The organism is Glaciecola sp. MF2-115 (assembly GCF_047250385.1).
GTDB lineage: Bacteria > Pseudomonadota > Gammaproteobacteria > Enterobacterales > Alteromonadaceae > Glaciecola.
In genome coordinates, this window is sequence record NZ_JBLBVM010000031.1 from 16,181 (window position 1) to 31,225 (window position 15,045).

The window sequence follows — 15,045 nt, forward strand, 5'->3', positions numbered from 1 at the left end:
AAATATGAGTTATGGAGTCTGCAGTGAGTCTAGCAGATAACGTGGAAAACCAAAATCTAAACTAAGATTGGCCCAAAAGCAAAGTAGTAAAAAGCAAAAAACCCAGCAATAGCCGGGTTTTTGTGGAGACAAAATGCAAGTTAATTACTTGATTTTTGCTTCCTTGAACATAACGTGTTGGCGAATTTTAGGATCATACTTTTTGATCTCCATTTTGCCAGGCATGTTACGCTTGTTTTTGTCTGTGGTGTAGTAGAAACCAGTACCAGCAGAAGAAACTAATTTGATTTTATCTCTCATGGTAATTCCTTAGATTTTCTCGCCACGAGCACGGATGTCAGCTAATACTGTATCAATGCCTTTCTTATCGATAATACGCATACCTTTAGTAGTTAAGCGTAATTTCACGAAACGGTTCTCACTCTCAACCCAAAAACGGTGAGTTTGAAGATTTGGCAAAAAGCGACGACGAGTCGCGTTTCTAGCGTGTGAGCGGTTGTTACCGACTGCAGGACGCTTACCTGTAACTATACAAACTTTTGACATCTTATTGTCTCCAGAAAAACTGTTTGCCGTCTAACCCAAGCAAACAAAAATTGCTGTTAAACGTCTTTAATAATGAGGGCGCATTTTATACAGGAATTGACACCCCAATTCAACAAAAACTTCTCTTTTAGGCGATCTTTTTGAAAATATCGTGAATTAGAGCCTCTTTTATACACAATAACAGTGAAAAACGATAAATATGATTCTTATTTAGATAATTGTTCGAGTCGCTTACTAAGCTCTTTTTTATTCTTAAAGAGAAAATAAAATCCGCTTACTACCTTCCTTGGGAAGCTTTGTTTTGCTTTTTTTCGATTACTCTCTCGATCAATTTCACTAACTAAGTTTTGATTCGGTTTCACTATGTAAGGTTTTAGACCAAATATATTTAAATCAGATTCCCACCAATACTGTAGTTCAATATCTATAGGCCTTGTTACATTCGCACTTTTTGCGAGTAACTTTTTTGCCCCTGACAAGCTAATGACCTGTGCGCAACATCTTATAGGCACTTTGTTATAGGTTACTAAAGAAAAATCATCAACGGGATATTGATGCACTACTTTGCGTTTCTCTGGAGCCTCAGCAAGTTTAATCAAGTCCCAAGGTTGTTGAATTTGGTGGACAGCCTCAAGCCCTTCTAAAATATCATCTTTCAACAAAATATCGTCTTCTAAGATAACAGCGTAATCCAACTGCTCATCGACGACTTTTTGCCAAACTTTAACATGACTTAAGTAACAGGCAATTTCTCCATTGGTCATATGTTTGTGATAAGACGAATGGCTAAAATCATAGATTTCACTTATTGAAGCAGGTGACAATTTGTCACCATCAATCGCCTCAATACGCTCAAAAGACAGCTCATGCTCTTCAAACTGACGTGCACAGGCCGCTAGTCTATCCGTAGACCTCGCCAAATTAATTAAGTAGATTTTCCATTTTTTCATGTGCGATATTTTGCTACAACAATCCTCGTTGCGCGAATGATACCGCAGTTCCGTCACCGATCACAAAGTGATCGAGCACCCTAACATCAATTAATTCCATGGCGCGCTTAATTCTATCCGTAATTTGAATATCTGCTTGGCTAGGTTCTGCCACTCCACTTGGATGGTTATGCGCTAGGATAACAGCAGCAGCATTGTCTTCTAGCGCCTGTTTGACGAGTTCTCGAGGATAAACTGCCGCGCTATTAATAGTGCCCTTAAACATTTGCCTGAAAGCAATGAGTTGATGTTGGCTATCGAGCAACAACATTGAAAAAACTTCGTGAGGTTTGTCTCGCAGTTCCGCGAGTAAGTATGTGGATGCGGCATCAGCTTGAGTAAAACTATGCGGTTTTAGCAAATTCTCAGCTAATGAGCGACGAGTTAATTCAAAGCACGCCGTCAATGTGGCATATTTTGCAGCACCGAAACCTAGGGTAGCTGTTAGCTGGGTTTTACTAGCACTCATTAAAGCGCGCACCGAACCATATGAAACAAGGGCTTCACGGGCCAATTCAACTGCATTCTTACCTTTCACACCGGTGTGCAAAACAATCGCTAATAACTCAGCATCCGATAGTGTTTGCGCTCCGAATTGCAATAATTTCTCTCTTGGACGCTCATATTGGGGCCAATTTGTGATTTTCATATTTCCATTCCTTGGTTAACTTTGTCACAATACATTCATCTACTCCTTTGATGAACGAGTGCAGCACACAGTTGTACTCGCAATAGCAAAATATGCAACTTGAACAAAAGAATGTTTTACTTGGTATTAGCGGTGGTATTGCCGCATACAAAACGCCCGATCTTGTTCGTAAACTAATTGCTCAGGGTGCAAATGTCAGAGTCGTAATGACGGATTCTGCAAAAGAATTTGTTAGCTCTTTGGCCTTACAAGCAGTTTCTGGTAATAAAATAAGTAATAGCTTATTAGATGAAGATGCTGAAGCGGCGATGGGGCATATTGAATTAGCTCGCTGGGCAGACATATTTGTAATTGCGCCAGCAACCGCTAATGTGATGGCCAAACTCACACATGGCCTTGCCGACGACCTGCTGACAACACTCGCCTTAGCCACTGCCGCACCTATCGCAATTGCTCCCGCAATGAATCAACAAATGTGGGCAGCACCCGCTACAACAGAAAACATTCAAAAACTGCAAGAGCGTGGCGTATTGCAAATAGGCCCCGCTAGCGGTGAACAAGCTTGTGGTGATATTGGTTATGGTCGCATGGTGGAGCCTGAAGATATCGTCAGTTTTATTGCCGACTATTTTTCCGATGTGAGCGAAGCGGACGCTATCTTTGCAGGTAAGAAAATAATGATCACCGCTGGACCAACACGCGAAGCACTTGATCCTGTTCGTTATATATCCAATCACAGTTCTGGGAAAATGGGTTATGCCTTGGCTGAAGCAGCTCGAAAAATGGGCGCTCAAGTTACTCTTGTATCAGGCCCCGTGAGCATTAAACCACCAGCAAATGTGGATGTAGTTTCAGTCACTAGTGCTCAACAGATGCACGATGCAGTGATGGGTAACATACAACAGCAAGATATATTTATTGCCTGTGCGGCAGTTGCTGATTTCAGGCTTGCGGATGTCCCCACGCACAAGGTAAAGAAGAAGGAAGGCACATTAACGCTTTCATTCGAACAAAACCCAGACATTCTTAAAACCGTAGCAGCCCAAACGAATCCGCCCTTCACGCTAGGTTTCGCTGCTGAAACAAATGACGTTGAAGCCTATGCAAGAAACAAGCTTGAGCGTAAAAAATTAAATATGATCGCAGCGAATGATGTGTCATCATCTGAGTTAGGATTTAATTCCGACCGAAATGCATTAACGGTCATCACAACAGATAATAAAATCAGCCTGCCTGCTGCTAGTAAATATTCACTAGCAATTGAGTTGCTGAAGTTGTTGAATAATGAGTATTCAACGATCCAAAATAATAAGAAAAGCAAATAGGTACCATCATGCCCGCAACAAAACGACCTAACAGGCGCGCTCAGATCCTGCAAGCTCTCGCTGGAATGTTAGAAAACAGTCATGGTCAACGAATTACGACCGCTAAATTAGCAGAGCAAGTCGGTGTTTCAGAAGCGGCTTTATACCGTCACTTCCCTAGTAAAGCCCGCATGTTCGAAGGTTTGATTGAGTTCATTGAAGAAACCCTCTTCTCCCGAATCAATAAAATCATGGATGAAGAGAAAGAAGCAGCTGTGCGTTGCCAGCTTATCTTGCATCTCATTCTCGGTTTCGCTGAAAAGAATCCAGGGATTACTCGTTTATTAAATGGTGACGCCTTAATGGGCGAGCAAGAGCGTTTGCGTGATCGCATCGCAAAGCTGTTCGAACGTTTAGAATCGCAACTTAAGCAAATTTTGCGTGAACGTAAATTACGTGAAGGCAAATCCTTGGATGTAGACGAAGCCATTTTGGCCAATATGCTTATTTGTTTTGTAGACGGAAAAATCAACCAGTTTGTTCGTACTAAATTCCAACGCACTCCAACCCATCAATTTGGCGAGCATTGGGCGGCGATTAAAAACCATTATTTAGCTAACTAAGCATTAGGCTAGTACTTGTAGGTACTTTGCTTAAAGGCAAGGTAGCTTGGATAAATTGAATCTACTATCCGAAAAGGAAGTGACTTTGAAAACGGTAATTACTTTTGGCACTTTTGATGTATTTCACTCTGGTCATGTGAACATACTGCGTCGTTCCAGAGAGATGGGCGACCGCCTTGTCGTTGGCATTTCATCGGATCAACTGAACTTCAGCAAGAAAGGCCGTAATCCAGTCTATCCCTTAAGAAGCAGAATGAATATCCTTCATGCGATTCGATATGTGGATCAAGTGTTCGTTGAAGAGTCTTTAGATTTGAAACGCGAATATATTATCGAACATCAAGCCGACATTTTAGTGATGGGCGATGACTGGAAGGGCAAGTTTGAAGAATTTAAAGACATTTGTGAAGTCAAATATCTACCAAGAACACCTTCTATATCTACAACGGAAATCATCGAAGTCATTAAAGACATCGAGTAATTTAATAGGTTGCGGGTTTAATTCGCCAGCAAATAGTTAACAATACGTTCACTAACTTGTCCATCGGTTTTGCCCGCCATTGAAAGCGTCAGCTCAGATCTCACATCCGATTTTTCGTTTCTATTTTTTATACAATGTTCAATCTTTGAAAGTACTTCATTGGGTGATTTTGCTCGATCGCAGATCAAATCGAATAATTTGAGGTCTTCATCCATTCTCTGCGCAAGTCTATATTTGAATATACCTCGGTAACTCCATCTGACTCGATAAAAATCGCACCACACAATTGGTTTGTCTAGTGCTGCAAACTCAAACACAGTCGACGAAGCTTCAGATAGAAGAATATCCGCAAACTGCATGAAAGGAATTAGTGAGTAAGAGTCGACGGAACAAAGATACACGTTCTCAAACTTCGACCAACTTTCGAGAATCTTTTTTTGTTTAGCATATTTAGATTTAGTGAGGCTGAAGAAGTGAGGCTTTATAATTAGATTGTAGTTGGCTAACTCTGCTGGCCAATCTTTACTAAAACACTCTATGCTTGAAGGATAAAATGTAGGAGCATATAGGAGTGTTTTCTTCCTCGGGTCTAAACCTAAGGATTTTAGAGATATCGTATCTTCGGCATCATTAAATAGTGGATCTAACTTAGCATAACCCACATCAACAAAGGTGCCGTCAGGAAACATCTCCTGCAAACGCTCTTTTCGAGTTTCCCCTTCAACAAATCTCACGTCAAATGGAAATTCACTGGCTGTATAATAGCAAGATTTTGGGCCAATACCATGTTGCATAAAGGCTAGCTTGATTCCGTCTTTCTTAAGCATAGCGTATGAAATACAAGGCGCATTTCCGAAAACAATCCAGTCCGGCTTGCTTGTTCGATAATGTTCAAGGGCTTGCTTTTCATCATCAACAATGACGTAACTCAAACCTTCATTAGCAACGGATTCTTTCGTAATATTCAGTGCATCACTATCAGCATAAAGAGTCACCGACAATTCCGCACCACTATTACGCAGTACCTGAACAACAGGCATAAACTGAGGTAAGTAATACAAATGGGGCAAGTCAAAGTGAACAGTCTGCATATTTTACATCTAATATGGTAATTGAGCATGAGCTTAGCAGAATTTTATGCGTGATAAAATTCTACATTAGTTCACCCTAATTTCCTGGACGTTTTTAATAAGGTGCTTGTTTTAACGCACGTTTTCGAACGGGAAATTAGGGGAGCTCAGAGCTTTTCTTCTACTTAGCGAAGGTCTCTCCAAAGAAGTCACCCTCGTTCCAGCTTGGTTTTTCTGGCTGATTTGCCAACGCTAAACCAATTTGAAAGTTAACTTTAGTGAAGGTATCAGCCGCTTCCCATTTGAATGGCTGGTTCATATCGTCACTTGGTTTATGGTAGTGAGTCGATAAAAACTCTCCGAATACTTTACTGCCATCCACTTCAGGATCTTTAGATTGCAAACCTGGTACTAAAAATACTGCAGGAATGCCCTGTTTAACGAAGCTGTAATGGTCAGAACGTGTAAATAGGTTTTGTTGTGGCCATGGATCATCACTTAGAGTCAGACCAACACTTTTAGCCGCTGCTTCCACTGAATACTTCATTGTGCTGTGATCGGCACCGAAGGCAATAACATCAGCAAATTCATAAGTGAGAATAGGCATATCTAAGTTAACGTTGGCTACCATACTGCCTTTTGGTACAGTCGGGTTGCGAGCGTAGTAATCTGCACCTAACAAGCCCTTCTCTTCGCCTGTTACCGCAATGAAGATAATAGAACGCTTAGGTGCTTTTGGTAAATTAGCAAACATACGTGCTGTTTCCATCAACACAGATGTACCGCTGGCATTATCCATCGCACCGTTGTTAATTTTGTCTTTCTTCACACTTTTTGAAATACCGATATGATCAGAATGCGCAGAAAAAACCACATATTCATTCTTCAATACGGGATCGCTACCTTCTAAAATACCCACCACATTCGGGCTAGAAAGTTCTTCATGTGTAGTTTCTCGCTTTAAGCTAACTGTAACAGGAAGGTCAAAGCCTTTTGGAGACTCATCTTTTTCTAGTTGAGCATAAACATCCGCTATTGGAGTGGGACCTTGAGCGAACAGTTTCTCAGCTGCAGGCAAACTCAAGTAAGCGCCGCCCTTCAATTCAGGGTTAACGTTGGCAGGTATACCATCATCTTGCACCCAACGCATGCGTGGAGAGTAAATGTAATTAAGTGAGTTTTTGTAAGGTCTAGCCTTCTCGTTACTTGGCGTAGTTAAGGTAATAAAACCTACGGCACCGCGCTCAACAGCATAGGCTGCTTTTTGTGAGCTTGAGGCAATGTGCGCGCCTTCCTCTGAAGGAAAAGACTTAGGCTTACCTGTTAAGGCCACCACTATTTTACCTTCAACGTCCAAACCAGCATAATCATCGTGATTTAGGTTTGGAGCAACTACACCATAGCCAACAAAAACCACTGGCGCACTCACCTCTGATTTTGTAGTCACTAAATCTGGACTATTTAAAAAGTCGTCCGGATATGACAATTCAAAGCTTTCTTTCGGACCTTTCACCATAAAGCTTGGCGAAGCCTGCACTAACAAGCCTTTTCTAAAGTTAATTCGCTGTATGTAACTTGTCTTGCCATCGACTTCATCGCCGGCAGGCTGCAAGCCATACTTCGCAAACTCTCCGGCAATGTACAATGAAGCCACTTCATGACCTCTTGAACCTGTTTCACGCCCTTCTAACAAGTCATCAGCTAAAAAGCTCATGTGAGATTTGATGTTAGCAATGTTTGGCTCAGGAACGAAAGAAGCCTTGTTCGCTGAAGATTGGTAAGTAGATGAGCAACCTAAAACCAATGCGCTAGCAATAGCTGCGAATGTGACTTTAAGCATAAGCTTTGTAGGGCGTTTCATATAAAATTCCATAGAGAGGAGCGCTTAAGGCTCTCGATAGTTAATAAGCTTGTAAGTGAATACAATCTGTTCGTAAATTTGTCTATTTGTAAATTAGCTCGTGTGCAAATTAGCTCGTATGCAAATAATGTATCTGTAGTCGATTCCAATTTGCATTATTTAAACATAGTCAAGCAACGCTATATTCCTGTTACCCGCTATTTTACGACGATGTTATATCACAAAATCAATGCAAATTTCTCGCCGCACGGTATTTTGAAATATTGTGTAACATTTCCATTTCTTTTTTAGGTGTAAACCTTGTTGGAAGGTGAGTTTCAGCGCTCAAAAGTAATGAGTAGATTTGGTTTTTTGGTGAAAGCCTGCTATATAAAGTAATAGTTGAATGAAAGAATGTATATTCTTGTAACTCGAAGCACCCGCTATTTCTGTAAAAGTACCGACAAGATTACATATTTAGAGTGCTTATAAAGAGTGCTCATAAAGAATAAGCACAAAAAGCGCGCTGACACGAGGCCCAAAATGCCGAAACAAGCTCAATATGATTTACCTGAAATTCTGACTTATGCCGTCGATATCTTCACAGAACAAGGATACGCAAAGGCATCAATGGAAGAGATAATCGGTCGAACGCAATTCAATCGACGTGCTTTTTATATTGAATTCAAAAGTAAGAAAGGCTTTTTGCACGCCGTACTCGCGCATTATATTGAGAATAATCTATCGGCCTGTCAGGAAAGTTTAATTGCACGCAAAGATTCAGGCACACAAGCTATTTACGATTATTTCCAAGCCTATTACGAATTGATTTCTAAGCAAGGTTGTTTGCTAGTTAATTGTATTAGTGAGCTTGGCAGGAATGATGAAAAGGTACAGTCTATTGCGCGACATTATTACGATTCGTTGCAGCTGTGTTTTATAGCTTGTTTAGAGAGAGCTCAAAAACACCAACAAATTAAATCGACTATCAATATCGAATCTGTCGCTCTACAACTCACCTGTTTCACCCAAGGTTTTGCTGTTTCCAGTATTCTTCAAAACGGCGAAGACGATGTCATCATTGCTATGCGCGAATTAATGTCGAGCATTGAACTATGAATCCAGCTCTGCGACGCAGTTCGTGTTTTCTGGCTAGCCTTACATGCTTGATTTTGTTATCTGCATGTCAAAGTACTGAGTCAAATACCCGTGAAAACGGAGGAGTAGACCCAAGAAAAGCACATCACACCAAGGACGGCTTCAAGAATTTATATGTTGAAGATAATGACAAGAATTTTTTCGACTTCTTAGAGATGCGATTTTTAGGCGATGAGGAATGGGCAGATCATGCATCGTTAGCTGATCAGGTTCCTATTCAAGCAGTGGACATCGCTCGGCTTAAAGCAAAGAGTGAGATGCAAGCCAATAATGATGCCGATGCTCCCTTAGTAACATGGCTTGGTCATTCAATGTTTATTGTGCAACATAATGGTCTGACTTTGTTAACCGACCCGATTTTCAGTGAACGAGCTTCCCCACTCTCTTTCGCTGGCCCGAAACGCTACGTACCTCACGCAATGGATTATAATGAGTTACCTGATATTGATATTGTAGTGATCAGTCACAATCATTATGATCATCTGGATAATGATAGTATTGAGCAGCTTGCACAGAAGTCGGCACAACAAGTGTCGCCGATTCAGTTTTTTGTGCCTCTGGGTTTAAAGACACATTTGATAGATGAAGGCGTGAATCCGACTGACATTTCAGAAATGGATTGGTGGAGTAAGGCCCTCGCAAAGAACGCATTTTCATCTGCCGAGATCCAAGCGTTACCTAGCCAGCATTGGTCAGCTAGGGGCTTGTCCGATAGGCTGCAAACGCTGTGGGCTAGCTGGGCAATAGACTTTAATGGATTTACTGTTTGGTTTGCGGGTGATACCGGATACAACGATAAACAGTTTAAACAAATTGGTAGTGCCTTAGAAAAGGTCGACTTGGCTCTAATTCCTATCGGGGGTTATGAGCCAAGGTGGTTTATGAAGAAATACCACGTTAACCCGAGCGAAGCGGTACAGATTCATCAAGATGTCAAAGCGCTAAAGTCGATTGGCATTCATTGGGGCACTTTTCCTATGACAGCTGAAGAGCCCGGGGAACCAGTAAAAGCATTAACTCAAGAAAAAGTGAGTAAAGGCATAAGCGATGAGCGCTTTATTACTTTGGCTATTGGTGAAAGCCTCCTTGTAGAGTGAGTTGAAGTTTATTGTTAGTTAAATAGCGTTTTAAACGATAGTAAATTTAAAGCTTAGCACTTTTAAATGAATGGCCTTTTTAAGTGAGCAGTCTTTGTAAGTAAATAGCCTTCTGAATAAGTCATGCTACTGAACAAGTAACGTTGCTATATCAGTATGTTATGAATATTGAACATAAAAAAGAAACAGAGTCAGGTACGAAATATTATGAGCAATAAAGAACCTTTGTATCGTATTCAGTTTATCAGCAATGGTGAACGTTACGAGTTGTATGTAAAGGAGTTAAGCCAAGGAAGTCTATTTGGCTTTGTTGAGATTGCTGAGTTTGTATGGGATAAACACACTGAATTGGTCTTAGATCCCAGCCATGAAAAACTCAAAGATGAGTTTGCAGATGTGAATCGGACATATATTCCAATGCACAACGTACTAAGAATCGATCAAGTTAAAAAGCAAGGCAGTGCAAAAATAACCTTGCTATCGGATAAAGTGGCTGCGCTTAGTAGCCCAATTTATACTCCTAAAAAATAACAAAATAAGAGCGTGATATGAAAAAGCTGGTTTACTCAATTGCAATGGCAGTATCTGTCGCATCCTGTGGCTCAACTGCTCCCGAAGCACCAAAGCAAGTTTCCGCGAAAGTAGAAGTGGTAAAAAGCCATTCGTCTGAAAAGTTTCATGCCTTGCTTGATGATATTTGGCAATATGAGTTGTCGATTTCTCCAAGCCTAGCAAAATCCCGAGGATTAACTCCAACGCGGGCATTGAGCGATATCAGCATCGAAGCCTTAGATGCTGAAGCGGCTAAATTTCAAAGCTTCTTAGACGCCTTGGAAAAAATTGACGAAAAGCAATTGTCTGACTCCGACAATATCACCTTACTCATGCAAAAATATCGCATTCAAAACTATGTTGATACGCATAATTTTAAAGAGTACCGCGTACCCATTACATCTGAATACGGTTTTCATAGTGGCATTGGCAATAGAGCCAGTAACACACAGATTAAAAATGCCGAGCAACTTGCCAGCTATATGATGCTCTTGCGCGAAATACCTGCGCATTTTTCACAGCAAATAGCGTATATGCAAGAAGGCATGCGAGTGGGCCAAGTTCAGCCTAAAGCTGTGCTAAAAGGTTATGAAGAATCCGTTCTTACATTCATTGCGGAAACTCCCAGTGAAAGCTCGTTCTTTACAGCTTTTGCAAATATGCCTGAGGAATTAAAAACTACCGAGAACTTGAAAGCCGCAGAAGCTGTGGTAGCGAAGGTGAACGCAAGCTATCAGGCTTATTACGATTTTCTATCAAATGATTATATTCCGATGGCTAAGCGTGATATCTCTGTAAAAACTTGGCCCGATGGCGAAGCTTTTTACCAAAACCGCATCAAGCACTACACCACTACGGACATGAGCGCGGAGGAAATCCACCAGCTAGGTTTGTCTGAAGTAGCACGCATACGAGCAGAGATGCAAACCATCGTTGATGAGCTAGAGTTTGACGGCAACATCAATCAATTCATCGACTTCTTGCGAACCGATCCACGTTTTTACGCACAAACTCCTGAAGATTTGATTATCACAGCGTCATACATTGCTAAAAAAATGGATGCGCAGCTTCCGAAGTTGTTTAAGAAATTGCCACGTACACCTTATGGTGTTGAGCCGGTACCAGAGAGTATTGCGCCCAAGTATACAACTGGAAGGTACATATCACCCCGCGCAGACGATGAACCTGGTTATTATTGGGTAAACACTTACGCACTCGATAAACGTCCTTTGTATGCTTTGCCTGCTTTAACCTTGCATGAAGCGGTTCCAGGACACCACTTGCAAATATCATTGGCTGCAGAAATGGATGAATTGCCCGAAGTTCGCCGTTCAACTTATATTTCGGCTTTCGGTGAAGGTTGGGGTTTGTATTCCGAATACCTTGGTTTAGAAGTAGGCATTTATGACGACCCTTATGATAACTTCGGGCGTTTGAGCTATGAAATGTGGCGTGCTTGCCGCTTAGTTGTCGACACCGGCATGCATATGTTTGGTTGGAGTCGCGATAAAGCATTGAATTACATGCTCGAAAATACGGCTTTATCTGAACATAATGTACGCACTGAAATCGATCGTTATATTTCCTGGCCAGCGCAAGCACTGTCATACAAAATTGGCGAAATTAAGATTAAGCAGTTACGCGCACAAGCTGAAGAGCGCTTAGGCGAAGCCTTTGATATTCGCGAATTTCATGATGCTGTATTAGCACATGGCTCAGTACCTTTGTTTGTTCTTGAGAAGAATATCCAGAACTTCATCCAAACTAAGCTAGCAGAGAAAGGTTAGATACCAGATAGTATTAGCCGTAAGTACAAGCCCGCAGCTGTTGTGAATACAAGCCCGCAGCTGCTGTAAATACAAGCCCACAGCTGTCGTCACTTAAGCTCGTCATCCCGTCGAAGGACGGGATCTTTTTGGGTTTAATACCCATGGTGGAAGGTCCTTGCCTGCGCAAGGATGACGATAAGTTGTAACAAGGATGACGATAAGTTGTAACAAGGAAGACGGTAAGTTTTAGCAAGGATGACGATAAGTTGTAGCAAGGATGACGGTACCTTGTGTCGAAGTTGAGCTTACGTCTTGCAATGTAAGCATTGTCAATATGACAGCAAAGCAGTCGCCAAATTCTTGCATGTCAGGTAAACTGCGAACTTACGTCAATCAAAATAACAATTATTCAAATTTCCTAACAAGGATGTGCCATGAAAAAAATTATAATTCCCGTAGCCGCTATCGCTATTGTTGGCTTAGTTGCTCCAAAGTTTACGGGTAGTGCAATTAACGAAGGCTTAGACAATTTCATTGCAAGCGTAAATTCCGCCCCTGGGTACAAAGCCACAATTGAAAGCCGCGAAACAAGTTGGTTCTCAAGTTCTGCTGTTGTAAAAGTAGGAATTGATCCAGCTATGTTTGCAGATTTGGGCTTGAGTGATTCCGATATGGAAAACTTCGAAAACTTATCAGCAAAAGTGAATGTGACTGCTCAGCATGGTCCTTTCTTAAGCCTCAACGGTTTAGGCTTGGGTTTATCTGCTTGGAAAGCTGAAGTTGACGAGTCGGTATTTCGTGAATTTTTAACTTATGCTGAAGATGAAAAATTCTACAGTGTTAAAGGCGGCGTTAACTTATTCGGTAGCGCTAGCTTCGAAGATAAAATGCCTTCTTTTACCGTGATTTCCGAAGATAATGACGGTGAAGAAATCGCTGTCAGTGGCTGGAATGGTCAAGGTACATTATCTTCCAGTAATGCCTCATATTCCGGTTTAACGGAGTCAGTGAAACTAGTTGCTGAAGGTGTCACATTTGAAATTAAAGCCATTACCTTAGAGTCAAAGATTGAAGGTGATTGGATGGCTGCTATGAGAAGCGAATTTTACGACTCAGTTGGTCAGTTTGGTATTGAATCTATCAGCTTCGATATGCCTATGATGGACACAAATGTAAAACTAGACAACTTACTGATTGATGTGCTCACAGAGAAAAGTGAAGACGGTAAGTTGATGGATATAGATATGGATTACTCAATCAAATCTATTGATATGCCTGATTTTTCTGGTCGTGACTTACTTATAAAGTCTGAAATCAATAATATAGAACAAGCCTTTGCTAAAGCCTATCAAGAAGCAAGTGCAAAACCTGCGCAAATGGAACAGGCGATGGCAGAAATCATTGAGACGAAACTTTTACCTCAACTACAAGCTTCACCTGAATTCAACATTACTGAAATGTCAGGAAAAGTAGGTGAAGGTAACTTCAGTGGCATGTTTATGGGGAAAGTGACTGGCGTTGATGCTTTACCTCAGCCAATTGATGATCCTGCGTTTTGGGCATCTAAAGCAGTGGTTGATTCAAAGCTAAAACTTGATAAAGCAATGGCACTTTGGCTTGGTCAGCAAGTTGTTACTAGCCAGATACAAAGCAACCCAAATGCTGCCGGCATGACTGATGAAGAGATTAAAGCTGTTGCTGCTCAACAAGTAGATGGCATGATTGAGATGTTCACTCAGCAAGGCATGATTACGGTCACTGCTGATGGCGAATACGAAATGACCTTTACTATGCAAGACGGTCAAGCTGTATTGAACGGCAACCCGATACCGCTTCCTTTCTAATACCTAGAAAGAGTTAGCTAGTAATAAAGGCCAGAATTAGTGAATAACTAGCTCTGGCTTTTTTTTGCCTTCTTGTCATTGTTGCAAAAACAGTAAGCTAACCACTCGTCATTACTAAAAAACAGTAACCTTCCACTCGTCATTACCGCGAAAGCAGTAATCTCCAACTATCCACACTGCACTCGAAATAACGCGTTATGTTTGTGCTTGCCTTGCTTTTTGGGAGGCTCTTGCCGGCGCAAAAATGACAAAGGGAGTGCCGAATAAGAACAAGTCACTAGCCCGATATAAATAGCTTTTGAAATCAGCTTGTTAATTTTTTTAATAGGCTTGTCGTGGTATTTCTAAAACAATTTCTTGATCATCAAACACAATTATTTATACTGTATGGATATACAGATAAACTAATTATGATTAGGTTGGAAATGAAATCTCTTCTGCATGATTTACAGAAAAAACAACTTGTGTGGACTGCGGCTAATCTCGACCAACATAAGGAGCGTGTTGCAACAGGTTATAAGCAACTCGATGAAGCCCTCAATGGTGGTTTTCCACAATCCGGTTTAATCCATATTACTTCCGTAATGGGTTGTGGTGAATTACGTTTAGTTATTCCAGCGATTGTGAGTAGGCAGCAAGAAAAACGTTTGTATGCATTTATTGCACCTCCTCACTTGCTCAATGCCGAGTTTTTGATCGCTGAAGGTATTGCTTTGGAGCAGGTATTATTTATTCAAGCGAATACCCCTGAACAGGCATTATGGAGCGCTGAGCAATGCGCAAAAAGTGGGGCTTGTAGTGCCGTTTTTATTTGGCAAGCAAAGCTTCAACAAGTGCAGGCTAAGAAGTTAGAGCTTGCGGCATTGAAAGGTGATTGTCTTAGCTTTTTCTTCAGCGATGCAAAGCAACAAACAGAGAACTTACCTGTTAGCTTGTCTTTATCTATTCAACGCCACAACAGCCAAGTTGAAATTTGCGTCAATAAACAAAAAGTGGGTTGGCCTATTCCCCCATTTAGCGTCAAAGTGCCTTTTAAAGCCAAATTAGGTTCACCTATGCGTTATCGTTCAAAGCCAAAACCTTCGCATAACGTCGTTGCGTTTAATGCCAATAACTAGCTAAG

The 15,045-nt window shown here is 41.2% G+C and carries 15 protein-coding genes; 9 read left to right on the top strand and 6 right to left on the bottom strand.

Features of this window, described 5'->3' with window-relative positions; genetic code table 11:
- Window positions 1-144: 144 nt before the first annotated feature.
- From rpmG to radC, 4 genes are all read right to left on the bottom strand, one after another.
- Entirely contained in the window at window positions 145-300 is a 156-nt protein-coding gene (rpmG, locus tag ACKLNX_RS01265) for a 50S ribosomal protein L33 (protein WP_311360760.1), read from the bottom strand.
- A 9-nt stretch (window positions 301-309) separates the two neighbouring features.
- Window positions 310-546 carry a 50S ribosomal protein L28 gene (rpmB, locus tag ACKLNX_RS01270; RefSeq protein ID WP_311360759.1) on the bottom strand — a complete coding sequence of 79 codons (237 nt, stop codon included), beginning with the start codon at window positions 544-546 and terminating at the stop codon, window positions 310-312.
- Window positions 547-752: 206 nt separating this feature from the next.
- Window positions 753-1,496, bottom strand: a complete 744-nt coding sequence (locus ACKLNX_RS01275) for a glycosyltransferase family 25 protein (RefSeq protein WP_411692354.1) — start codon at window positions 1,494-1,496, stop codon at window positions 753-755.
- Window positions 1,497-1,509: 13 nt separating this feature from the next.
- Window positions 1,510-2,184, bottom strand: coding sequence for a RadC family protein (gene radC / locus ACKLNX_RS01280; protein WP_411692353.1), 675 nt, complete (start codon window positions 2,182-2,184; stop codon window positions 1,510-1,512).
- Between the two features lie 92 nt (window positions 2,185-2,276).
- On the opposite strand from radC, the gene coaBC reads away from it, so the two are divergent.
- The 3 genes from coaBC (at window position 2,277) to ACKLNX_RS01295 (ending at window position 4,592) form a co-directional block, all read left to right on the top strand.
- Entirely contained in the window at window positions 2,277-3,509 is a 1,233-nt protein-coding gene (coaBC, locus tag ACKLNX_RS01285; protein WP_411692352.1) for a bifunctional phosphopantothenoylcysteine decarboxylase/phosphopantothenate--cysteine ligase CoaBC, read from the top strand.
- A gap of 8 nt (window positions 3,510-3,517) precedes the next feature.
- Window positions 3,518-4,111, top strand: a complete 594-nt coding sequence (gene slmA / locus ACKLNX_RS01290) for a nucleoid occlusion factor SlmA (protein ID WP_411692351.1) — start codon at window positions 3,518-3,520, stop codon at window positions 4,109-4,111.
- An 85-nt stretch (window positions 4,112-4,196) separates the two neighbouring features.
- Entirely contained in the window at window positions 4,197-4,592 is a 396-nt protein-coding gene (locus ACKLNX_RS01295) for an adenylyltransferase/cytidyltransferase family protein (protein ID WP_411692350.1), read from the top strand.
- A gap of 17 nt (window positions 4,593-4,609) precedes the next feature.
- On the opposite strand, the gene ACKLNX_RS01300 is transcribed toward ACKLNX_RS01295, so the two are convergent.
- Both ACKLNX_RS01300 and ACKLNX_RS01305 read right to left on the bottom strand, forming a co-directional pair.
- Window positions 4,610-5,683 (bottom strand): CDP-glycerol glycerophosphotransferase family protein, encoded by a 1,074-nt coding sequence (locus tag ACKLNX_RS01300; RefSeq protein WP_412970928.1) that lies wholly within the window; start codon window positions 5,681-5,683, stop codon window positions 4,610-4,612.
- A gap of 160 nt (window positions 5,684-5,843) precedes the next feature.
- The gene (locus ACKLNX_RS01305) at window positions 5,844-7,502 is read right to left on the bottom strand and encodes a M28 family peptidase (RefSeq protein ID WP_412970942.1); all 1,659 of its coding nucleotides are present in this window, start codon (window positions 7,500-7,502) and stop codon (window positions 5,844-5,846) included.
- Between the two features lie 543 nt (window positions 7,503-8,045).
- On the opposite strand from ACKLNX_RS01305, the gene ACKLNX_RS01310 reads away from it, so the two are divergent.
- The 6 genes from ACKLNX_RS01310 to imuA all read left to right on the top strand — a co-directional run bounded on the left by ACKLNX_RS01310 (window position 8,046) and on the right by imuA (window position 15,040).
- Window positions 8,046-8,621, top strand: coding sequence for a TetR/AcrR family transcriptional regulator (locus tag ACKLNX_RS01310; RefSeq protein WP_412970929.1), 576 nt, complete (start codon window positions 8,046-8,048; stop codon window positions 8,619-8,621).
- Window positions 8,618-9,757: an MBL fold metallo-hydrolase gene (locus ACKLNX_RS01315; RefSeq protein WP_412970930.1), complete on the top strand. Its 1,140-nt coding sequence runs from the start codon at window positions 8,618-8,620 to the stop codon at window positions 9,755-9,757. The genes ACKLNX_RS01310 and ACKLNX_RS01315 overlap by 4 nt, the downstream gene beginning before the upstream one ends.
- A gap of 207 nt (window positions 9,758-9,964) precedes the next feature.
- Window positions 9,965-10,288 carry a DUF1820 family protein gene (locus ACKLNX_RS01320; protein ID WP_412970931.1) on the top strand — a complete coding sequence of 108 codons (324 nt, stop codon included), beginning with the start codon at window positions 9,965-9,967 and terminating at the stop codon, window positions 10,286-10,288.
- A 17-nt stretch (window positions 10,289-10,305) separates the two neighbouring features.
- Entirely contained in the window at window positions 10,306-12,096 is a 1,791-nt protein-coding gene (locus ACKLNX_RS01325; protein ID WP_412970932.1) for a DUF885 domain-containing protein, read from the top strand.
- 416 nt (window positions 12,097-12,512) lie between these two features.
- Window positions 12,513-13,922 carry a YdgA family protein gene (locus ACKLNX_RS01330; protein WP_412970933.1) on the top strand — a complete coding sequence of 470 codons (1,410 nt, stop codon included), beginning with the start codon at window positions 12,513-12,515 and terminating at the stop codon, window positions 13,920-13,922.
- 425 nt (window positions 13,923-14,347) lie between these two features.
- Entirely contained in the window at window positions 14,348-15,040 is a 693-nt protein-coding gene (gene imuA / locus ACKLNX_RS01335; protein ID WP_412970934.1) for a translesion DNA synthesis-associated protein ImuA, read from the top strand.
- Window positions 15,041-15,045 lie beyond the last annotated feature (5 nt).